Source organism: Escherichia sp. WS1152, assembly GCF_046487665.1.
Taxonomy (GTDB): Bacteria; Pseudomonadota; Gammaproteobacteria; order Enterobacterales; family Enterobacteriaceae; genus Escherichia; species Escherichia coli.
In genome coordinates this window covers 252,051-271,473 of the sequence record NZ_JBJQJA010000007.1, presented here as the reverse complement: position 1 = coordinate 271,473, position 19,423 = coordinate 252,051, and the positions used below count along the sequence as shown (strand labels likewise).

At 50.5% G+C, this 19,423-nt stretch carries 20 protein-coding genes; 13 read left to right on the top strand and 7 right to left on the bottom strand.

Features of this window, described 5'->3' with window-relative positions; genetic code table 11:
• The first annotated feature begins 77 nt into the window (after window positions 1-77).
• Window positions 78-1,523, top strand: a complete 1,446-nt coding sequence (gene tldD, locus ACJHW7_RS13975) for a metalloprotease TldD (RefSeq protein ID WP_000055909.1) — start codon at window positions 78-80, stop codon at window positions 1,521-1,523.
• Window positions 1,524-1,650: 127 nt separating this feature from the next.
• Here tldD and aaeR read toward each other — a convergent pair whose 3' ends face one another.
• The gene (gene aaeR, locus ACJHW7_RS13970; RefSeq protein ID WP_000440317.1) at window positions 1,651-2,580 is read right to left on the bottom strand and encodes an HTH-type transcriptional activator AaeR; all 930 of its coding nucleotides are present in this window, start codon (window positions 2,578-2,580) and stop codon (window positions 1,651-1,653) included.
• Window positions 2,581-2,762: 182 nt separating this feature from the next.
• Here aaeR and aaeX point away from each other — a divergent pair, with 182 nt between their 5' ends.
• The 4 genes from aaeX to ACJHW7_RS13950 all read left to right on the top strand — a co-directional run bounded on the left by aaeX (window position 2,763) and on the right by ACJHW7_RS13950 (window position 6,243).
• Window positions 2,763-2,966 (top strand): p-hydroxybenzoic acid efflux pump operon protein AaeX, encoded by a 204-nt coding sequence (gene aaeX / locus ACJHW7_RS13965; protein ID WP_000051841.1) that lies wholly within the window; start codon window positions 2,763-2,765, stop codon window positions 2,964-2,966.
• Window positions 2,967-2,973: 7 nt separating this feature from the next.
• A complete protein-coding gene (gene aaeA, locus ACJHW7_RS13960; RefSeq protein WP_000854021.1) occupies window positions 2,974-3,906 on the top strand; it encodes a p-hydroxybenzoic acid efflux pump subunit AaeA in 933 nt (310 codons plus the stop codon).
• Between the two features lie 5 nt (window positions 3,907-3,911).
• Window positions 3,912-5,879, top strand: a complete 1,968-nt coding sequence (gene aaeB / locus ACJHW7_RS13955; RefSeq protein WP_000510951.1) for a p-hydroxybenzoic acid efflux pump subunit AaeB — start codon at window positions 3,912-3,914, stop codon at window positions 5,877-5,879.
• A gap of 91 nt (window positions 5,880-5,970) precedes the next feature.
• Window positions 5,971-6,243 carry a barstar family protein gene (locus ACJHW7_RS13950; protein ID WP_001029005.1) on the top strand — a complete coding sequence of 91 codons (273 nt, stop codon included), beginning with the start codon at window positions 5,971-5,973 and terminating at the stop codon, window positions 6,241-6,243.
• A 55-nt stretch (window positions 6,244-6,298) separates the two neighbouring features.
• On the opposite strand, the gene yhcN is transcribed toward ACJHW7_RS13950, so the two are convergent.
• The gene (yhcN, locus tag ACJHW7_RS13945; RefSeq protein ID WP_000695690.1) at window positions 6,299-6,562 is read right to left on the bottom strand and encodes a peroxide/acid stress response protein YhcN; all 264 of its coding nucleotides are present in this window, start codon (window positions 6,560-6,562) and stop codon (window positions 6,299-6,301) included.
• A 364-nt stretch (window positions 6,563-6,926) separates the two neighbouring features.
• A complete protein-coding gene (gene argR, locus ACJHW7_RS13940; protein ID WP_001257846.1) occupies window positions 6,927-7,397 on the bottom strand; it encodes a transcriptional regulator ArgR in 471 nt (156 codons plus the stop codon).
• 434 nt (window positions 7,398-7,831) lie between these two features.
• On the opposite strand from argR, the gene mdh reads away from it, so the two are divergent.
• On the top strand, window positions 7,832-8,770 hold the full coding sequence (gene mdh / locus ACJHW7_RS13935; RefSeq protein ID WP_001295272.1) for a malate dehydrogenase: 939 nt from the start codon (window positions 7,832-7,834) through the stop codon (window positions 8,768-8,770).
• A gap of 62 nt (window positions 8,771-8,832) precedes the next feature.
• Here mdh and degS read toward each other — a convergent pair whose 3' ends face one another.
• The 3 genes from degS to zapG all read right to left on the bottom strand — a co-directional run bounded on the left by degS (window position 8,833) and on the right by zapG (window position 11,909).
• Complete coding sequence (gene degS / locus ACJHW7_RS13930; protein WP_000497728.1) at window positions 8,833-9,900, bottom strand: outer membrane-stress sensor serine endopeptidase DegS; 1,068 nt, start codon at window positions 9,898-9,900, stop codon at window positions 8,833-8,835.
• 89 nt (window positions 9,901-9,989) lie between these two features.
• On the bottom strand, window positions 9,990-11,357 hold the full coding sequence (gene degQ / locus ACJHW7_RS13925; RefSeq protein WP_001295271.1) for a serine endoprotease DegQ: 1,368 nt from the start codon (window positions 11,355-11,357) through the stop codon (window positions 9,990-9,992).
• 153 nt (window positions 11,358-11,510) lie between these two features.
• A complete protein-coding gene (zapG, locus tag ACJHW7_RS13920) occupies window positions 11,511-11,909 on the bottom strand; it encodes a Z-ring associated protein ZapG (RefSeq protein ID WP_001295270.1) in 399 nt (132 codons plus the stop codon).
• A 193-nt stretch (window positions 11,910-12,102) separates the two neighbouring features.
• On the opposite strand from zapG, the gene zapE reads away from it, so the two are divergent.
• The 5 genes from zapE (at window position 12,103) to sspB (ending at window position 15,821) form a co-directional block, all read left to right on the top strand.
• Window positions 12,103-13,230 carry a cell division protein ZapE gene (gene zapE / locus ACJHW7_RS13915; RefSeq protein WP_021557259.1) on the top strand — a complete coding sequence of 376 codons (1,128 nt, stop codon included), beginning with the start codon at window positions 12,103-12,105 and terminating at the stop codon, window positions 13,228-13,230.
• Between the two features lie 218 nt (window positions 13,231-13,448).
• Window positions 13,449-13,877, top strand: a complete 429-nt coding sequence (gene rplM / locus ACJHW7_RS13910) for a 50S ribosomal protein L13 (RefSeq protein WP_000847559.1) — start codon at window positions 13,449-13,451, stop codon at window positions 13,875-13,877.
• Window positions 13,878-13,892: 15 nt separating this feature from the next.
• Window positions 13,893-14,285, top strand: coding sequence for a 30S ribosomal protein S9 (rpsI, locus tag ACJHW7_RS13905; protein WP_000829818.1), 393 nt, complete (start codon window positions 13,893-13,895; stop codon window positions 14,283-14,285).
• Between the two features lie 394 nt (window positions 14,286-14,679).
• Window positions 14,680-15,318: a stringent starvation protein SspA gene (gene sspA, locus ACJHW7_RS13900; RefSeq protein WP_000257293.1), complete on the top strand. Its 639-nt coding sequence runs from the start codon at window positions 14,680-14,682 to the stop codon at window positions 15,316-15,318.
• 5 nt (window positions 15,319-15,323) lie between these two features.
• Window positions 15,324-15,821 carry a ClpXP protease specificity-enhancing factor gene (gene sspB / locus ACJHW7_RS13895; protein ID WP_000366126.1) on the top strand — a complete coding sequence of 166 codons (498 nt, stop codon included), beginning with the start codon at window positions 15,324-15,326 and terminating at the stop codon, window positions 15,819-15,821.
• Between the two features lie 41 nt (window positions 15,822-15,862).
• Here sspB and dcuC read toward each other — a convergent pair whose 3' ends face one another.
• Window positions 15,863-17,230, bottom strand: a complete 1,368-nt coding sequence (gene dcuC / locus ACJHW7_RS13890) for an anaerobic C4-dicarboxylate transporter DcuC (protein WP_000467020.1) — start codon at window positions 17,228-17,230, stop codon at window positions 15,863-15,865.
• Between the two features lie 379 nt (window positions 17,231-17,609).
• Between dcuC and nanR the strand changes: the two genes are divergently transcribed.
• Both nanR and nanA read left to right on the top strand, forming a co-directional pair.
• A complete protein-coding gene (gene nanR / locus ACJHW7_RS13885; protein WP_000523844.1) occupies window positions 17,610-18,401 on the top strand; it encodes a transcriptional regulator NanR in 792 nt (263 codons plus the stop codon).
• 121 nt (window positions 18,402-18,522) lie between these two features.
• Entirely contained in the window at window positions 18,523-19,416 is an 894-nt protein-coding gene (gene nanA / locus ACJHW7_RS13880; protein ID WP_021557258.1) for an N-acetylneuraminate lyase, read from the top strand.
• The last annotated feature ends 7 nt before the right edge of the window (window positions 19,417-19,423 follow it).

Sequence of the window (19,423 nt, the reverse complement as noted above, 5' to 3'; positions counted from 1 at the left end):
GCCGGATAGGGCGTTCACGCCGCATCCGGCAGCCGTAAAAAATCCTCTACTGCAGTAACTAACGAGTAGCAAAAACGATGAGTCTGAACCTGGTAAGTGAACAATTGCTAGCGGCGAACGGCCTGAAACATCAGGACTTGTTCGCGATCCTCGGTCAACTGGCCGAACGTCGCCTTGATTATGGCGATCTCTATTTTCAGTCGAGCTATCACGAATCCTGGGTTTTAGAAGACCGCATTATTAAAGATGGTTCTTACAACATCGATCAGGGCGTTGGTGTGCGTGCAATCAGTGGTGAAAAAACCGGATTTGCTTACGCTGACCAAATCAGCCTGCTGGCGCTGGAACAGAGTGCGCAAGCGGCGCGCACCATCGTCCGTGATAGTGGTGATGGCAAAGTACAGACGCTGGGCGCGGTAGAGCATAGCCCGTTGTATACCTCGGTAGATCCGCTGCAAAGCATGAGCCGTGAAGAGAAGCTGGATATCCTGCGTCGCGTCGATAAGGTTGCCCGCGAAGCGGACAAGCGCGTACAAGAAGTGACTGCCAGCCTCAGCGGCGTTTATGAATTAATTCTGGTTGCGGCCACCGACGGCACGCTGGCGGCGGATGTTCGTCCGCTGGTGCGTCTTTCCGTGAGCGTTCTGGTCGAAGAAGATGGCAAACGCGAACGCGGTGCCAGTGGCGGCGGCGGTCGTTTTGGTTATGAGTTCTTCCTTGCCGATCTTGACGGTGAAGTCCGTGCGGATGCATGGGCAAAAGAAGCAGTGCGTATGGCGCTGGTCAATCTTTCTGCCGTCGCCGCACCAGCGGGCACCATGCCGGTAGTACTTGGCGCAGGTTGGCCGGGCGTGCTGTTGCATGAAGCGGTGGGGCACGGTCTGGAAGGCGACTTCAACCGCCGTGGCACTTCAGTATTTAGTGGACAGGTCGGGGAGCTGGTGGCTTCAGAACTGTGTACCGTGGTTGATGACGGCACGATGGTCGATCGCCGTGGTTCGGTGGCGATTGATGATGAAGGTACGCCAGGTCAGTACAACGTGCTGATTGAGAATGGCATCCTGAAAGGCTACATGCAGGATAAACTCAACGCGCGTTTGATGGGGATGACACCGACTGGCAACGGTCGCCGTGAATCCTACGCTCATCTGCCGATGCCGCGTATGACCAACACCTATATGCTGCCGGGTAAATCGACCCCGCAAGAAATTATTGAATCTGTTGAGTACGGTATCTATGCACCGAACTTTGGTGGCGGTCAGGTGGATATTACATCCGGCAAATTCGTTTTCTCCACTTCAGAAGCGTATCTGATTGAAAACGGTAAAGTAACGAAGCCGGTGAAAGGCGCGACGTTGATTGGTTCCGGTATCGAAACCATGCAGCAGATTTCGATGGTGGGCAACGACCTGAAACTGGATAACGGCGTGGGTGTCTGCGGTAAAGAAGGGCAAAGTTTGCCGGTTGGCGTGGGCCAGCCAACGCTGAAAGTTGATAACCTGACTGTTGGCGGTACCGCGTAATAATTTCAGTATTTTCAGAAGGATAATTAATCTTTCTACGTGCATGAACGGTCCCCTTGCCCCTCTGTGGAGAAGGTTAGGGGAACCCGTTGGCACAGGTTTGTACAACGTAACAGTACAATATGAATTACTTCTCTTTCCCGCGCCCGTGCATTTCCTGAAACAATTTACCGACCTCAACAAAATAATCCGTCAGCGAGTTGATCACGACCTGTACCTTCAGCGGCAGCTTATCTTTTTCGGTATATAACGCATAAACCGGGCGTGGATCTGACTGATAACGCGGCAGCAGGATCTCCAGCTCACCGCGATTGATCTCGTTGATCACCCACATCAGCGGCACGTAGGCGATCCCGGCACCCGCCGTTAGCCAGCGCACCAGCGTCATCGGATCATTAGTCACAAATCTCCCTTGCGGGATCAGGCGAGTCGAGATCCCTTCCGGTGCAATCAGTTCAAATTCATTGTCGGGCCGCACGCTGTATTCAAGCCATGAATGGCTACTTAAATCGGCGGGTTTTTCCGGTATGCCGTATTGTGTGAGATAGCTTTTCGCGGCGCACACCACCATTGGCATCGCGCCAAGACGGCGGGAAAACAGGCTGGAATCCTGCAACGCGCCGACGCGGATCACCACATCCAGACCGTCGGCAATCAGGTCGGGGGCTGGAATTCCGGTAACCAGATTGACGCTCAAACCTGGGTATTCTTTCAGCATTTTGGCTGTCAGCCCGGCGAGAACATTTTGTGCCATAGTTGAAGAACAGCCAATGCGTAGCGTCCCGATGGGGGTGTTATTGAAGGCATACAGTTGCTCATGAACATCCTGCACTTCATGAAGCATACGACGGCAGCCCTGGTAGTAAATTCTACCGGCTTCGGTCAGGCCAATGCTGCGTGTGCTACGGTTTAACAGCTTTACCTGCAACTCATCTTCCAGTTTTGACACCGTCTGACTGATGGACGAAACGCTCATCTGTAGCTGTCTGGCGGCGGCGGTAAAAGAGCCAAATTCAACTACTTTGGCAAACACCGACATGCGTTTTAGTCGTTCCATTATTCACTCTGACTTAAAAGTGATTTAGATCACATAATATAGATAACAGCATAACAGTTACGCTAATATATTAAATATCAATCTACAGCAATGTTGCTCTCGCCCGGCTTTCCATGCCCTTCTCTGCGGCGACAGATGCTGAAAATAATAACGCCTGCTCTCTCTTTACAACCAAGGTCAACATGAGTCTGTTTCCCGTTATCGTGGTGTTTGGGCTGTCCTTCCCACCGATATTTTTTGAATTGCTTTTATCACTGGCGATTTTCTGGCTGGTGCGCCGGGTACTTGTGCCAACAGGTATCTACGACTTTGTCTGGCATCCGGCGTTGTTCAACACCGCGCTCTATTGCTGCTTGTTTTATTTGATATCGCGACTGTTCGTTTGAGGTTGAAGTGAAAACACTAATAAGAAAATTCTCCCGTACGGCCATCACGGTCGTATTAGTCATTCTGGCCTTCATCGCAATTTTTAATGCCTGGGTCTATTACACCGAATCCCCCTGGACGCGTGACGCGCGCTTTAGCGCTGACGTCGTTGCGATCGCGCCGGACGTTTCTGGACTCATTACCCAGGTGAATGTTCATGATAACCAGCTGGTGAAAAAAGGACAGATACTGTTCACCATCGACCAGCCGCGCTATCAAAAGGCGCTTGAGGAAGCGCAAGCCGATGTTGCTTATTATCAGGTACTGGCACAGGAGAAACGCCAGGAGGCCGGACGTCGTAACCGTCTCGGTGTGCAGGCGATGTCTCGCGAAGAGATCGACCAGGCTAACAACGTACTACAAACGGTTCTGCATCAGTTAGCGAAAGCGCAGGCGACCCGCGATCTGGCAAAACTGGATCTTGAACGCACGGTGATCCGCGCGCCAGCAGATGGCTGGGTGACCAACCTCAACGTCTATACCGGTGAGTTTATTACTCGAGGATCAACGGCGGTTGCGCTGGTGAAACAGAACTCCTTCTATGTACTGGCCTATATGGAAGAAACTAAGCTGGAAGGGGTGCGTCCGGGGTATCGTGCAGAGATCACGCCGCTTGGCAGTAACAAAGTGCTGAAAGGGACTGTTGATAGTGTTGCCGCTGGGGTCACCAACGCCAGCAGCACGCGTGACGACAAAGGGATGGCGACCATCGACTCTAACCTTGAATGGGTGCGTTTGGCGCAACGTGTTCCGGTTCGTATTCGTCTCGACAACCAGCAAGAGAACATCTGGCCTGCGGGCACCACTGCTACAGTGGTGGTCACTGGCAAACAAGATCGCGACGAAAGCCAGGATTCGTTCTTCCGTAAAATGGCCCATCGCCTGCGTGAGTTTGGTTAATCACGATGGGTATTTTCTCCATTGCTAACCAACATATTCGCTTTGCGGTAAAACTGGCGACCGCCATTGTACTGGCGCTGTTTGTTGGCTTTCACTTCCAGCTGGAAACGCCACGCTGGGCGGTACTGACAGCGGCGATTGTTGCCGCCGGTCCGGCCTTTGCTGCGGGAGGTGAACCGTATTCTGGCGCTATTCGCTATCGTGGCTTTTTGCGCATCATCGGCACATTTATTGGCTGTATTGCCGGACTGGTGATCATCATTGCGATGATCCGCGCACCATTATTGATGATTCTGGTGTGCTGTATCTGGGCCGGTTTTTGTACCTGGATATCCTCGCTGGTACGAATAGAAAACTCGTACGCGTGGGGGCTGGCCGGTTATACCGCGCTGATCATTGTGATCACCATTCAGCCGGAACCATTGCTTACGCCGCAGTTTGCCGTCGAACGTTGTAGCGAGATCGTTATCGGTATTGTGTGTGCGATTATGGCGGATTTGCTCTTTTCTCCGCGATCGATCAAACAAGAAGTGGATCGAGAGCTGGAAAGTTTGCTGGTCGCGCAATATCAATTAATGCAACTCTGTATCAAGCATGGCGATGGTGAAGTTGTCGATAAAGCCTGGGGCGACCTGGTGCGACGCACCACGGCGCTACAAGGCATGCGCAGCAACCTGAATATGGAATCTTCCCGCTGGGCGCGGGCCAATCGACGTTTAAAAGCGATCAATACGCTATCGCTGACGCTGATTACCCAATCCTGCGAAACTTATCTTATTCAGAATACGCGCCCGGAATTGATCACTGATACTTTCCGCGAATTTTTTGACACGCCGGTAGAAACCGCGCAGGACGTCCACAAGCAGCTCAAACGCCTGCGGAGAGTTATCGCCTGGACCGGGGAACGGGAAACGCCTGTCACCATTTATAGCTGGGTCGCGGCGGCAACGCGTTATCAGCTTCTCAAGCGCGGCGTTATCAGTAACACAAAAATCAACGCCACCGAAGAAGAGATCCTGCAAGGCGAACCGGAAGTCAAAGTAGAGTCAGCCGAACGTCATCATGCGATGGTTAACTTCTGGCGAACCACACTTTCCTGCATTCTGGGCACGCTTTTCTGGCTGTGGACGGGCTGGACTTCCGGCAGTGGTGCAATGGTGATGATTGCGGTAGTGACGTCACTGGCAATGCGTTTGCCGAATCCACGCATGGTGGCGATCGACTTTATCTACGGGACGCTGGCCGCGCTGCCGTTAGGGCTGCTCTACTTTTTGGTGATTATCCCTAATACCCAACAGAGCATGTTGCTGCTGTGTATTAGCCTGGCAGTGCTGGGATTTTTCCTCGGTATAGAAGTACAGAAACGGCGACTGGGCTCGATGGGGGCGCTGGCCAGCACCATAAATATTATCGTGCTGGATAACCCGATGACTTTCCATTTCAGTCAGTTTCTCGACAGCGCATTAGGGCAAATCGTCGGCTGTGTGCTCGCGTTCACCGTTATTTTGCTTGTGCGGGATAAATCGCGCGACAGGACTGGACGTGTACTGCTTAATCAGTTTGTTTCTGCCGCTGTTTCCGCGATGACTACCAATGTGGCACGTCGTAAAGAGAACCACCTCCCGGCACTTTATCAGCAGCTGTTTTTGCTGATGAATAAGTTCCCAGGGGATTTGCCGAAATTTCGCCTGGCGCTGACGATGATTATCGCGCACCAGCGCCTGCGTGATGCGCCGATCCCGATTAACGAGGATTTATCGGCGTTTCACCGACAAATGCGCCGCACAGCAGACCATGTGATATCTGCCCGTAGCGATGATAAACGTCGTCGGTACTTTGGTCAGTTGCTGGAAGAACTGGAAATCTACCAGGAAAAGCTACGCATCTGGCAAGCTCCACCGCAGGTGACGGAACCGGTTCATCGGCTGGCGGGGATGCTCCATAAGTATCAACATGCGTTGACCGATAGTTAAGTCAAAACCGACGCCAAAAGCGTCGGTTTTTTCATGGCTATACTTAGCGATGAACGGCAGAACTCGCCGCGAAACGTGACGGTGGCAACAGATGAATATTTATACCTTTGATTTTGATGAGATTGAGAGTCAGGAGGATTTTTATCGCGACTTCAGCCAAGCCTTTGGTCTGGCGAAAGATAAGGTACGCGATCTCGACTCACTATGGGATGTGTTAATGAACGATGTCCTGCCGCTACCACTTGAGATTGAATTTGTTCATCTGGGAGAGAAAACGCGTCGCCGTTTTGGCGCGTTAATATTGCTGTTTGATGAGGCAGAGGAAGAGCTGGAAGGGCATTTGCGTTTTAATGTTCGTCATTAGCGCAAAAAAAAGCCCCCGAACCGGGGGCAATATCGTCGGACAAGACGATGAGGGTTTATTTGTACAGTTCAGCCGTAGCGTGCCAGGTGTCACCGCTACGAGCTTCAGTAATCTGGTAGGCCGTTGCGCCTTTCTCTTCCGCTTTTTTGTTCAGCATTTCACGCATATCCATTGGCGAAGACGCCACACCACTTACGGATACGGTCCCGATTGCTTCACGATTTTGTGCTTGTGCAGCATCAATGGAGTCGGCAGCGAATGCACCGAAAGAGAGAACAGAAAGTACGCTTAATGCAGCAACAGTGGTTTTGATTTTCATGATTTTTACCTCGACATAATCTTTTAGCTGGGCCTTTGTTTCGTGACCCATATCACAAAATCAAGTATACACTAATTATTGGACTAATTAATACCACGCTAACTGTTTCTGTTGATACTAAGTGTTAAAAATGTGAATTTTAATAACAAAAAAGAATTGAAAATACGGTTATTTATCGTTAATTCTAGTATTTTCAATTAGATAATGAATTTTGCATAATGTGCTTTTTTTACCGTATGTATTCATTGTGTGAATGACATGTCGCAGTAAAACGCACTATTCGTTAAATTAATCGCAGGGGAAAGCAGGGGGTTGAGAGGGATAAGCAACATTTTCCCCGCCGCCAGAAGCGACGGGGCAGAGATTAAAGCTCCTGGTCGAACAGCTCTAAAATCGCTTCGTACAGGTCTTTGACGGTGAAACCGTTAGCAGGGGTGGTAAAGATGGTGTCATCGCCAGCGATGGTGCCCAGAATACCTTCTGCTTTGCCCAGTGAGTCCAGCAGGCGAGCAATTAACTGCGCCGCGCCAGGGCTGGTATGAATCACGACAACTGCATCGTTGTAGTCGATATCCAGCACCAGATTTTTCAATGGACTGGAGGTGGTTGGTACACCCAGTTCAGCTGGCAGGCAGTAAACCATTTCCATTTTGGCATTGCGTGTACGTACAGCACCAAACTTGGTCAACATCCGCGAGACTTTAGACTGATTAATATTGTCAAAGCCTTGCTCCTGCAACGCGGCGACGATTTCGCCTTGGGAGCTAAATTTCTCTTCTTTAAGTAATGCTTTAAATGCTTTAACTAGTTCTTCTTGCTTAGCCGAGCTTCGCATAAGTCACCCGATATGGTGGTTGATACAACATTATTGTGCATACAGATGAATTTTTATGCAAACAGTCAGCCCTGAAGAAGGCTGAAATAATGTTATGAAAGAGCGGGATTTTATCAAATTTCGTTATTGAGAAACATGCCTGCGTCACGGCATGCAAATTCTGCTTAAAAGTAAATTAATTGTTATCAAATTGATGTTGTTTTGGCTGAACGGTAGGGTATATTGTCACCACCTGTTGGAATGTTGCGCTAATGCATAAGCGACTGTTAATTACGTAAGTTAGGTTCCTGATTACGGCAATTAAATGCATAAACGCTAAACTTGCGTGACTACACATTCTTGAGATGTGGTCATTGTAAACGGCAATTTTGTGGATTAAGGTCGCGGCAGCGGAGCAACATATCTTAGTTTATCAATATAATAAGGAGTTTAGGATGAAAGTCGCAGTCCTCGGCGCTGCTGGCGGTATTGGCCAGGCGCTTGCACTACTGTTAAAAACCCAACTGCCTTCAGGTTCAGAACTCTCTCTGTATGATATCGCTCCAGTGACTCCCGGTGTGGCTGTCGATCTGAGCCATATCCCTACTGCTGTGAAAATCAAAGGTTTTTCTGGTGAAGATGCGACTCCGGCGCTGGAAGGCGCAGATGTCGTTCTTATCTCTGCAGGTGTAGCGCGTAAACCGGGTATGGATCGTTCCGACCTGTTTAACGTTAACGCCGGCATCGTGAAAAACCTGGTACAGCAAGTTGCGAAAACCTGCCCGAAAGCGTGCATTGGTATTATCACTAACCCGGTTAACACCACAGTTGCGATTGCTGCTGAAGTGTTGAAAAAAGCCGGTGTTTATGACAAAAACAAACTGTTTGGCGTTACCACGCTGGATATCATTCGTTCCAACACCTTTGTTGCGGAACTGAAAGGCAAACAGCCAGGCGAAGTTGAAGTGCCGGTTATTGGCGGTCACTCTGGTGTTACCATTCTGCCGCTGCTGTCACAGGTTCCTGGCGTTAGTTTTACCGAGCAGGAAGTGGCTGATCTGACCAAACGTATCCAGAACGCGGGTACTGAGGTGGTTGAAGCGAAAGCCGGTGGCGGGTCTGCAACCCTGTCTATGGGCCAGGCAGCTGCACGTTTTGGTCTGTCTCTGGTTCGCGCACTGCAGGGCGAACAAGGCGTTGTCGAATGTGCCTACGTTGAAGGCGACGGTCAGTACGCCCGTTTCTTCTCTCAACCGCTGCTGCTGGGTAAAAACGGCGTGGAAGAGCGTAAATCTATCGGTACCCTGAGCGCATTTGAACAGAACGCGCTGGAAGGTATGCTGGATACGCTCAAGAAAGATATCGCCCTGGGCGAAGAGTTCGTTAATAAGTAATTGATTAGCGAATAATAAAAAACCGGAGCACAGACTCCGGTTTTTTGTTTTGAGCACTCGACTTAATTGGTTGCCGGATATTCCTGAATGGTGACCTGCAGCGTTAACTGCTTATCATCACGCATCACTACAACCGGGATCACCGAGCCAGGGCGAATTTCTGCCACCTGATCCATCGTCTCCAGAGCAGAGATGGCCGGTTTGTTATCCACCGAAATAATCAGATCGTTGACCTGAATACCCGCATTCGCCGCCGGGCCGTCAGGTGACACTTCATTAACCACGATCCCTTGCAGTTGATCTATACCACCGCCCTGCGCGTGCAGTGGTGCGATCTCGCGTCCGCCGATACCAATGTAGCCGCGGATCACGCGACCATCGCGGATCAGCTTATCCATAATTTTGGTTGCTAACTGGAAAGGAATCGCAAAGCCGATACCTTCCGGCGTTTCGCCATCGTTACTCTTATCAAACGACAGCGTGTTAATGCCCATCAGTTCTCCCAGCGAGTTCACCAGCGCGCCGCCAGAGTTACCGTGGTTAATGGAAGCATCGGTTTGTAGGAAGTTTTGCCGCCCGGTCGGGTTCAGACCGATTCGACCCGTGGCACTAATAATCCCCTGGGTAATGGTCTGCCCGAGGTTGTACGGGTTACCGATCGCCAGTACCACGTCGCCAATGTGCGGTACGCGACGTACATTGATCGGAATGGTAGGTAAACCGCCAGTGGCATTAATTTTAAGTACCGCCAGATCGGTTAGAGAGTCAGATCCCACCAGCAATGCTTCAAATACACGTCCATCCTGTAAGGCGACGATGATCTGATCGGCGTCGTTGATGACGTGTTTATTGGTGATGATATAACCGCGTTGATCCATGATTACACCGGATCCCAGGGTGCGGATCTCAAGCTGGTTGTGAGAGTTGGTGTTCAAACCACGGTTGTAAACGTTAACCACCGCTGGCGCGGCGCGGCGAACCGCCAGATTATAACTGGCAGGCGTCTCATCGGTACTGTCAAATTGCGGAGTGGAAAGCGGGTTAAGGCTGCGCAGCGAAGGCATGGCAACCAGCAGAATAGCGCCGACAATTAATCCAATCGCAACGGAACGTAAGAGCTTCACAAACATGATGGAGGCGTCATTAAAAAAGGGAACGGCAGCAGCATACCACGAGTTAACCGGACATCACACGTCAGCCTGATGCCCGGTTTACGACATTAACGCATCAGCAGATAGATGCTTTCATTGCCGCGTACAATTTGCAGGGCGATGATGGCCGGTTTTGCCGCCAGCACTTTACGCATTTCAGCAATCGAGTTCACCCGATCGCGGTTGACGCCAATGATCACATCGTCTTTTTGCAAGCCAGCCTGAGCAGCTGGGCTTCCTTTGACAACTTCATCGATTTTAATACCTTTGCCGCCATCTTTTAGCTGACCATCGCTCAACGTTGCACCTTCCAGCGCTGGCGTGATCATTTCAGCGCTGGCCGACGAAGAGGTGCTGGTATCGAGCGTCACTTCTACTTCCAGTGGTTTGCCGTTACGCAGCAGGCCAAGCTTCACTTTCGTGCCCGGCTCGGTGGTCGCGATACGAGAGCGCAACTCAGCAAAGCTATTCAGCGGTTTGCCGTTGAGGCTGGTAATAATATCGCCCGCTTTGACGCCCGCTTTCGCCGAGCCAGAACCTGGCAACACTTCGCTGACAAACGCGCCACGCTGCACGTCAAGGTTGAAGGCTTTGGCGATATCGGCACTCATCTCGGTGCCTTTGATGCCTAACAAACCGCGTTTGATTTCACCAAAGTCGATAAGCTGCTGCGCCAGTGTTCGCGCCATATTACTGGGGATGGCAAATCCAATTCCGACGCTCCCGCCGCCAGGCGCAAGGATTGCAGTGTTGATGCCAATTAACTCACCGTTAAGGTTTAACAGTGCACCGCCGGAGTTACCGCGGTTAATGGAAGCATCTGTCTGGATAAAGTTTTCCAGACCTTCAAGATTCAACCCGCTGCGTCCTAATGCGGAAACAATGCCAGAGGTGGCGGTTTGCCCAAGGCCAAATGGGTTACCGACCGCCACGGCAAAATCACCGACGCGCAATTTATCGGAGTCGGCAATAGCGATTTGCGTTAATTTGCTCGGGTTTTGAATTTGCAACAGGGCGATATCGCTCTGGTCATCGCTACCAATCAGTTTTGCATCAAACTCGCGCCCATCATTGAGCTGAATACTGATTTTCTGTGCCTGATTAATCACATGGTTGTTGGTCAGCACATAGCCTTTACTGGCGTTGATGATGACACCGGAGCCTAAACCTTCGAAGGGTTGTGCAGGTTGATCCGGTAAATCATCACCAAAAAACTTTTTGAATTCTTCCGGGATTTTCTGTCCCTGACTGGCCGTTCCTTCCACCCGTACGCTCACCACTGCCGGAAGCACTTTTTCCAGCATTGGAGCCAGACTGGGGAGGGGGGCCTGATCGGCAACCTGGCCTGGAATCGACGCGACGGCCTGAAATGACGCCGAGAGAGTTAACCCGACACTTAACGCTAATGCACTCAACAGCTGGGTTTGTTTTTTCATTATTCCTGCTCTCGTACCTGAATGATAAGAAAAGAGATTCAAAACAGTTTGATGTTATTGAATTTTCAGACGGCTAACAATGAGACACCAGATTAAATGATAGTCGGGGAGGGAGAGAAGAGGAGGGCGCAATGGCTGCGCCCGAAAAATAAATTAGTCGCGCTTCGCGCCAGTACGCAGCAGGCCGGATGCGCCTTCAGAATAGTCGCGAGGCATCTGCACCGGTGCCTGATCGTTGCTGGCTTCAGACTCTGCCAGACGATTACGGAACGGGTTTGCTTCAGCAGACAGTTCCGGCAGCAGGCTGCTGGAGCTTTTCGCCATGTGCTGATACAGCTGGCGATAGTCGTGCGCCATGGTATCCAGTAATTCCGCGCTGCGGGCAAAGTGGCTAACCAGCTCTTCGCGATACTCGTCCAGTTCAGCTTTATTCTTTTCCAGTTCGTACTGCAACGCCTGTTGCTGGCGTAGTTTACGATTACCAAAACGCATGGCCACAGCACCAATAATGATGCCGACGACTAACCCAATTAGCGCATATTCCCAGGTCATGAACATCTCCCGTTGTCTTTTGTTTCCGTAGGGTGTTGGCTTCAGGCTCCATGCCTGCGGCTGATTATGCCACTATAACCGTTAATGCCACAGAAGTGGAATCCCGACTGCATATCGCGTAGTGTAGAACGGCCTTTTTTTCGTCAACCGTGAACAACGGCGCACCGATTATTCAAGGAATAACAATAAGATCATGCAAAGCGTTACCCCAACATCGCAATACCTGAAGGCGCTCAATGAAGGCAGCCATCAACCCGACGACGTTCAAAAAGAGGCCGTCAGCCGCCTGGAAATTATTTATCAGGAACTCATCAATAGCAGGCCACCAGCCCCCAGGACGAGTGGGCTAATGGCGCGGGTCGGTAAGCTGTGGGGTAAACGCGAAGACACAAAGCATACGCCAGTGCGTGGCTTATATATGTGGGGCGGTGTAGGACGCGGGAAAACCTGGCTGATGGACCTTTTCTATCAAAGCCTGCCGGGAGAGCGGAAACAGCGCCTGCACTTTCACCGTTTTATGCTGCGGGTGCACGAAGAGCTAACTGCCTTACAGGGGCAGACCGATCCGCTGGAAATTATTGCCGATCGCTTTAAAGCCGAAACTGACGTGCTCTGTTTTGACGAATTTTTTGTTTCTGATATTACCGACGCCATGCTACTTGGCGGTCTGATGAAAGCCCTGTTCGCCCGCGGTATTACCCTGGTAGCGACGTCAAATATTCCGCCGGATGAACTTTATCGAAATGGCCTGCAACGTGCGCGTTTTCTGCCTGCAATCGATGCCATTAAACAGCATTGTGATGTAATGAACGTGGACGCTGGTGTTGATTATCGACTGCGTACACTCACTCAGGCGCATCTGTGGCTTTCGCCACTCAACGATGAAATCCGGGCGCAAATGGATAAACTATGGTTGGCGCTGGCGGGGGCGAAACGAGAAATTTCACCAACGTTAGAAATCAACCATCGGCCATTAGCGACAATGGGCGTCGAGAACCAGACGCTGGCGGTCTCTTTTACTACGCTGTGCGTCGACGCCCGCAGTCAGCATGACTATATTGCGCTCTCACGTCTCTTTCATGCGGTCATGTTGTTTGATGTACCAGTTATGACGCGGTTGATGGAGAGCGAAGCGCGGCGCTTTATTGCGCTGGTGGATGAGTTTTACGAGCGCCATGTCAAATTAGTGGTGAGTGCAGAAGTGCCGCTGTATGAAATTTATCAGGGTGAGCGGCTGAAGTTTGAGTTCCAGCGTTGCCTGTCACGTCTGCAAGAGATGCAAAGCGAAGAGTATCTGAAGCGCGAGCATTTGGCGGGTTAAAACCTGCCACAAATCACAAAAAGGGGTCGATCTTTGACCCCGACTTCTCTATAATCCTGCGACCCCACGTTACAAGAAAGTTTTTTTCCCAAAACTTTTTGTGTGCTGGCATAGGCTATTCGAAGGGGTAGGTTTGCCGGACTTTGTCGTGTGAACCTCAACAATTGAAGACGTTTGGGTGTTCACCAACGTGTAACTATTTATTGGGTAAGCTTTTAATGAAAACTTTTACAGCTAAACCAGAAACCGTAAAACGCGACTGGTATGTTGTTGACGCGACCGGTAAAACTCTGGGCCGTCTGGCTACTGAACTGGCTCGTCGCCTGCGCGGTAAGCACAAAGCGGAATACACTCCGCACGTAGATACCGGTGATTACATCATCGTTCTGAACGCTGACAAAGTTGCTGTAACCGGCAACAAGCGTACTGACAAAGTGTACTATCACCACACCGGCCACATCGGTGGTATCAAACAAGCGACCTTTGAAGAGATGATTGCTCGCCGTCCTGAGCGTGTGATTGAAATCGCGGTTAAAGGCATGTTGCCAAAAGGCCCGCTGGGTCGTGCTATGTTCCGTAAACTGAAAGTTTACGCGGGTAACGAGCACAACCACGCGGCACAGCAACCGCAAGTTCTTGACATCTAATCGGGATTATAGGCAATGGCTGAAAATCAATACTACGGCACTGGTCGCCGCAAAAGTTCCGCAGCTCGCGTTTTCATCAAACCGGGCAACGGTAAAATCGTAATCAACCAACGTTCTCTGGAACAGTACTTCGGTCGTGAAACTGCCCGCATGGTAGTTCGTCAGCCGCTGGAACTGGTCGACATGGTTGAGAAACTGGACCTGTACATCACCGTTAAAGGTGGTGGTATCTCTGGTCAGGCTGGTGCGATCCGTCACGGTATCACCCGCGCTCTGATGGAATACGACGAGTCCCTGCGTTCTGAACTGCGTAAAGCTGGCTTCGTTACTCGTGACGCTCGTCAGGTTGAACGTAAGAAAGTCGGTCTGCGTAAAGCACGTCGTCGTCCGCAGTTCTCCAAACGTTAATTGGCTTCTGCTCCGGCAGAAAACAATTTGCGAAAAAACCCGCTTCGGCGGGTTTTTTTATGGCTAAATTTTGAATTAGCGTAAAAAATGGAAAGTTGCTTTTTGCTGCCGTCTGACAGACAGGCAAAACAAAAACCACATCGCCAATAAGGGGCTAAGTCAACTATTTCAGACTAAAGCGCATCTCTTTTTCCCCATTTCCGGCATCGACTCACCACAAAGGTCGCAAAATCTGGTAAACTATCATCCAATTTTCTGCCCAAATGTCGGGTATTGCTCATTTTTTGTTTGATTTTCGAACAAAGAGAGTCGTTCCTTACTGGGTAACACAACTTCTGACTGGCCACCTGGTGGCTGGTAGCAGTAAAAATTCTGACTATACCTGGAGGTTTTCATGGCTGTCGCTGCCAACAAACGTTCGGTAATGACGCTGTTTTCCGGTCCTACTGACATCTATAGCCATCAGGTCCGCATTGTGCTGGCTGAGAAAGGTGTAAGTTTCGAGATCGAACACGTGGAAAAGGACAATCCGCCTCAGGATCTGATTGACCTCAACCCGAATCAGAGCGTTCCGACCCTGGTGGATCGTGAGCTGACCCTGTGGGAATCTCGCATCATTATGGAATATCTGGATGAGCGTTTCCCGCATCCGCCACTGATGCCTGTTTACCCGGTAGCTCGCGGTGAAAGCCGTCTGTACATGCATCGCATCGAAAAAGACTGGTACACGCTGATGAACACCATCATCAACGGTTCAGCTTCTGAAGCAGATGCCGCACGTAAGCAACTGCGCGAAGAACTGCTGGCGATTGCGCCGGTCTTCGGTCAGAAGCCGTACTTCCTGAGTGATGAGTTCAGCCTGGTCGATTGCTACCTTGCTCCGCTGCTGTGGCGTCTGCCGCAACTGGGCATCGAGTTCAGCGGCCCGGGTGCGAAAGAGCTGAAAGGCTATATGACCCGCGTCTTTGAGCGTGACTCTTTCCTTGCTTCTTTAACTGAAGCAGAACGTGAAATGCGTCTGGGCCGGAGTTAATCTGTATGGATTTGTCACAGCTAACACCACGTCGTCCCTATCTGCTGCGTGCATTCTATGAGTGGTTGCTGGATAACCAGCTCACGCCGCACCTGGTGGTGGATGTGACGCTCCCTGGCGTGCAGGTTCCTATGGAATATGCGCGTGACGGGCAAATCGTACTCAACATTGCGCCGCGTGCTGTCGGCAATCTGGAACTGGCGAATGATGAGGTGCGCTTTAACGCGCGCTTTGGTGGCATTCCGCGTCAGGTTTCTGTGCCGCTGGCTGCCGTGCTGGCTATCTACGCCCGTGAAAATGGCGCTGGCACGATGTTTGAACCTGAAGCTGCCTACGATGAAGATGCCAGCATCATGAATGATGAAGAGGCATCGGCAGACAACGAAACCGTTATGTCGGTTATTGATGGCGACAAGCCAGATCACGATGATGACACTCATCCTGACGATGAACCTCCGCAGCCACCACGCGGTGGTCGACCGGCATTACGCGTTGTTAAGTAATACAAAACAGGCCCTGGTGGCCTGTTTTGTCTTTTAATGGCTTAATAAAATAGCGTGATTGTGGCAATCATATTCACCACGAAACCGACTGCCATGGGGATCGCTGTCCGCTTCACCACCGCAAAAGGCGAAACGCCTGCAATTCCTGACGTAACGACTACCACCGCAGTAATCGGCGAAACCGCGCGCGCTAGCGTCGTGGCAAAATGCATCGGCATAATCATTACAACCGCTGGTACATGTAGTCCGGCTGCGATATTCGGAATAAGACTGGCAAATGACATAAACGGCGCATTGCCAGAGCCCATCACAATGGCACAAATGGCAATGACCAGCGCCATAATAATCATCACGCCAATACCGCCCAGACCAGAATGCTCCGCACCCCTGATAACCGCATCGACAGTGCCAATCGTCGTTAAGCCTTTCGCAAATATTTCACCCGCGACCACCAGCGTTACCACGTTGGCAAACTGCGTACCCATGCCGTCAAAAAACGCCTGCACATCGTCCATTGTTTCGCGTAATTTATGCTTGCGGAAGAACTCAACAAACATCGTCACCGTCAAACTCAGTAACATCACCACCACCAGATGCAGTTCTGACTGCATCAGCCCGATGTGGGCAAGGAATAGCGAGCCGAGCATCAGGATTAACGGCATCACAGGTAAAATGGCGTAATAGAGCGGCGGGACATTATCGAGAGTTTTTTGCTCTGCCTGTTCGTGATTGATATTTTTATCTTTTTTGTCAAAAGCGCGTTGCACGAAAAAGTGGGAGATCGCCACCGAGATAATGACGCAAGAGGCGACCGGAAGCTGGTAGTGGAAGAAGTAAGTGGCAATTTTCATTCCCGCGACCTGGGCTGCAAAAATGGAGTTCGTTTCCAGAATCCCCCACTCAATGGACATCGTGGTTGCGATAACCGCCACCGCAGAGAGGCGACTTACTCCCAGACTCACCAGCGTCGGAAATAAGGTGACCATCAGCAACATACCCAGACCGGAGGCGCTGGTAATAAACTGCGCCATGATTTGGCCGATGACGTAAGTTGCCGACAGAATAATATACGGCGAGCGAATGAGTTTTAACGGGCGGCTTAACAAGCTCACCATCGCGCGACTGGCCCCTATGCGCTCCATGTAGCGGGCATAACCGCCCACCGCCATAATCGACAGCCCCAATCCGGCAATGCGGTTGGACAGCATGCGCAGGATTTCATTATAAATATCGACGATCAAGTAGCCGCTGCTTTTGGTGGGATCGAGTACACCACCGAACCCTAACCAGACACCGCACATCATCAGGAAGATACCTGCGGCAGCCAGCACCACCTGAGGTTTGTAGTTTTTCAGGATCAAATAGCCCATCGTAATTAATACGATGACAGATATAATTATGCCGAACATTGTTGAACTCCGTGTCAAAAGAAAACGGTCAATCCCATAAATGGCAGATTGAAAACAATGATGTTATATTTTTTGCAAGTCTATTTATGGTGCTGATGTCGTGTTTTTAATTGTAGGTGAGGTGATTTTTCATTAAAAAATATGCGCTTATGATTATTTTGTAAGAACACATTCATAATATTCATAATGCTCGTGAATAGTCTTGTAAATAATTCAATCGGGATGTTTTTATCTGCGTTACATTAATTTTTCGCAATAGTTAATTATTCCGTTAATTATGGTAATGATGAGGCACAAAGAGAAAACCCTGCCATTTTCCCCTACTTTCAATCCTGTGATAGGATGTCACTGATGATGTTAATCACACTGACCTTACAGAATGGGCCTTATGAACGCATTTGATTCGCAAACCGAAGATTCTTCACCTGCAATTGGTCGCAACTTGCGTAGCCGCCCGCTGGCGCGTAAAAAACTCTCCGAAATGGTGGAAGAAGAGCTGGAACAGATGATCCGCCGTCGTGAATTTGGCGAAGGTGAACAATTACCGTCTGAACGCGAACTGATGGCGTTCTTTAACGTCGGGCGTCCTTCGGTGCGTGAAGCGCTGGCAGCGTTAAAACGCAAAGGTCTGGTGCAAATAAACAACGGCGAACGCGCTCGCGTCTCGCGTCCTTCTGCGGACACCATCATCGGTGAGCTTTCCGGCATGGCGAAAGATTTCCTTTCTCATCCTGGTGGGATTGCCCATTTCGAACAATTACGTCTGTTCTTTGAATCCAGCCTGGTGCGCTATGCGGCTGAACACGCCACCGATGAGCAAATCGATTTGCTGGCAAAAGCACTGGAAATCAACAGTCAGTCGCTGGATAACAACGCGGCATTCATTCGCTCAGACGTTGATTTCCACCGCGTGCTGGCGGAGATCCCAGGTAACCCAATCTTCATGGCGATCCACGTTGCCCTGCTCGACTGGCTGATCGCCGCACGTCCAACCGTGGCTGATCAGGCTCTGCACGAGCATAACAACGTTAGCTATCAACAGCATATTGCGATCGTTGACGCGATCCGGCGTCATGATCCTGACGAAGCCGATCGTGCGTTGCAATCGCATCTCAACAGCGTCTCTGCTACCTGGCACGCCTTCGGTCAGACCACCAACAAAAAGAAATAATGCCACTTTAGTGAAGCAGATCGCATTATCAGCTTTCTGTATGGGGTGTTGCTTAATTGATCTGGTATAACAGGTATAAAGGTATATCGTTTATCAGACAAGTATCACTTCAGAGGTATTTATGGCAACGAATTTACGTGGCGTAATGGCTGCACTCCTGACTCCTTTTGATCAACAACAAGCACTGGATAAAGCGAGTCTGCGCCGCCTGGTTCAGTTCAATATTCAGCAGGGCATTGACGGTTTATACGTGGGTGGTTCGACCGGCGAAGCCTTTGTACAAAGCCTTTCCGAGCGTGAACAGGTACTGGAAATCGTCGCCGAAGAGGCGAAAGGTAAGATTAAACTCATCGCCCACGTCGGTTGCGTCAGCACCGTCGAAAGCCAACAACTTGCGGCATCGGCTAAACGTTATGGCTTCGATGCCGTCTCCGCCGTCACGCCGTTCTACTATCCTTTCAGCTTTGAAGAACACTGCGATCACTATCGGGCAATTATTGATTCAGCGGATGGGTTGCCGATGGTGGTGTACAACATTCCAGCCCTGAGTGGGGTAAAACTGACCCTGGATCAGATCAACACACTTGTTACGTTGCCTGGCGTCGGTGCGCTGAAACAGACTTCTGGCGATCTCTATCAGATGGAACAGATCCGTCGTGAACATCCTGATCTGGTGCTCTATAACGGTTACGACGAAATCTTCGCTTCCGGCTTGCTGGCAGGCGCTGATGGTGGTATCGGCAGTACTTACAACATCATGGGCTGGCGCTATCAGGGGATCGTGAAGGCGCTGAAAGAAGGCGATATCCAGACCGCGCAGAAACTGCAAACTGAGTGCAATAAAGTCATTGATTTACTGATCAAAACGGGCGTATTCCGCGGCCTGAAAACTGTTCTGCATTATATGGATGTCGTGTCTGTGCCGCTGTGCCGCAAACCGTTTGGTCCGGTAGATGAAAAATATCTGCCAGAACTGAAGGCGCTGGCCCAGCAGTTGATGCAAGAGCGCGGGTGAGTTGTTT

What these genes read in the sequence shown, in the direction of transcription:
- rpsI (WP_000829818.1), top strand. Translation starts at nt 13,893, where the DNA reads ATGGCTGAAAATCAATACTACGGCACTGGTCGCCGCAAAAGTTCCGCA.
- tldD (WP_000055909.1), top strand. Translation starts at nt 78, where the DNA reads ATGAGTCTGAACCTGGTAAGTGAACAATTGCTAGCGGCGAACGGCCTG.
- rplM (WP_000847559.1), top strand. Translation starts at nt 13,449, where the DNA reads ATGAAAACTTTTACAGCTAAACCAGAAACCGTAAAACGCGACTGGTAT.
- ACJHW7_RS13950 (WP_001029005.1), top strand. Translation starts at nt 5,971, where the DNA reads ATGAATATTTATACCTTTGATTTTGATGAGATTGAGAGTCAGGAGGAT.
- nanA (WP_021557258.1), top strand. Translation starts at nt 18,523, where the DNA reads ATGGCAACGAATTTACGTGGCGTAATGGCTGCACTCCTGACTCCTTTT.
- aaeB (WP_000510951.1), top strand. Translation starts at nt 3,912, where the DNA reads ATGGGTATTTTCTCCATTGCTAACCAACATATTCGCTTTGCGGTAAAA.
- zapE (WP_021557259.1), top strand. Translation starts at nt 12,103, where the DNA reads ATGCAAAGCGTTACCCCAACATCGCAATACCTGAAGGCGCTCAATGAA.
- sspB (WP_000366126.1), top strand. Translation starts at nt 15,324, where the DNA reads ATGGATTTGTCACAGCTAACACCACGTCGTCCCTATCTGCTGCGTGCA.
- aaeR (WP_000440317.1), bottom strand. Translation starts at nt 2,580, where the DNA reads ATGGAACGACTAAAACGCATGTCGGTGTTTGCCAAAGTAGTTGAATTT.
- degQ (WP_001295271.1), bottom strand. Translation starts at nt 11,357, where the DNA reads ATGAAAAAACAAACCCAGCTGTTGAGTGCATTAGCGTTAAGTGTCGGG.
- nanR (WP_000523844.1), top strand. Translation starts at nt 17,610, where the DNA reads ATGGGCCTTATGAACGCATTTGATTCGCAAACCGAAGATTCTTCACCT.
- mdh (WP_001295272.1), top strand. Translation starts at nt 7,832, where the DNA reads ATGAAAGTCGCAGTCCTCGGCGCTGCTGGCGGTATTGGCCAGGCGCTT.
- yhcN (WP_000695690.1), bottom strand. Translation starts at nt 6,562, where the DNA reads ATGAAAATCAAAACCACTGTTGCTGCATTAAGCGTACTTTCTGTTCTC.
- aaeX (WP_000051841.1), top strand. Translation starts at nt 2,763, where the DNA reads ATGAGTCTGTTTCCCGTTATCGTGGTGTTTGGGCTGTCCTTCCCACCG.
- dcuC (WP_000467020.1), bottom strand. Translation starts at nt 17,230, where the DNA reads ATGTTCGGCATAATTATATCTGTCATCGTATTAATTACGATGGGCTAT.
- zapG (WP_001295270.1), bottom strand. Translation starts at nt 11,909, where the DNA reads ATGACCTGGGAATATGCGCTAATTGGGTTAGTCGTCGGCATCATTATT.
- degS (WP_000497728.1), bottom strand. Translation starts at nt 9,900, where the DNA reads ATGTTTGTGAAGCTCTTACGTTCCGTTGCGATTGGATTAATTGTCGGC.
- sspA (WP_000257293.1), top strand. Translation starts at nt 14,680, where the DNA reads ATGGCTGTCGCTGCCAACAAACGTTCGGTAATGACGCTGTTTTCCGGT.
- argR (WP_001257846.1), bottom strand. Translation starts at nt 7,397, where the DNA reads ATGCGAAGCTCGGCTAAGCAAGAAGAACTAGTTAAAGCATTTAAAGCA.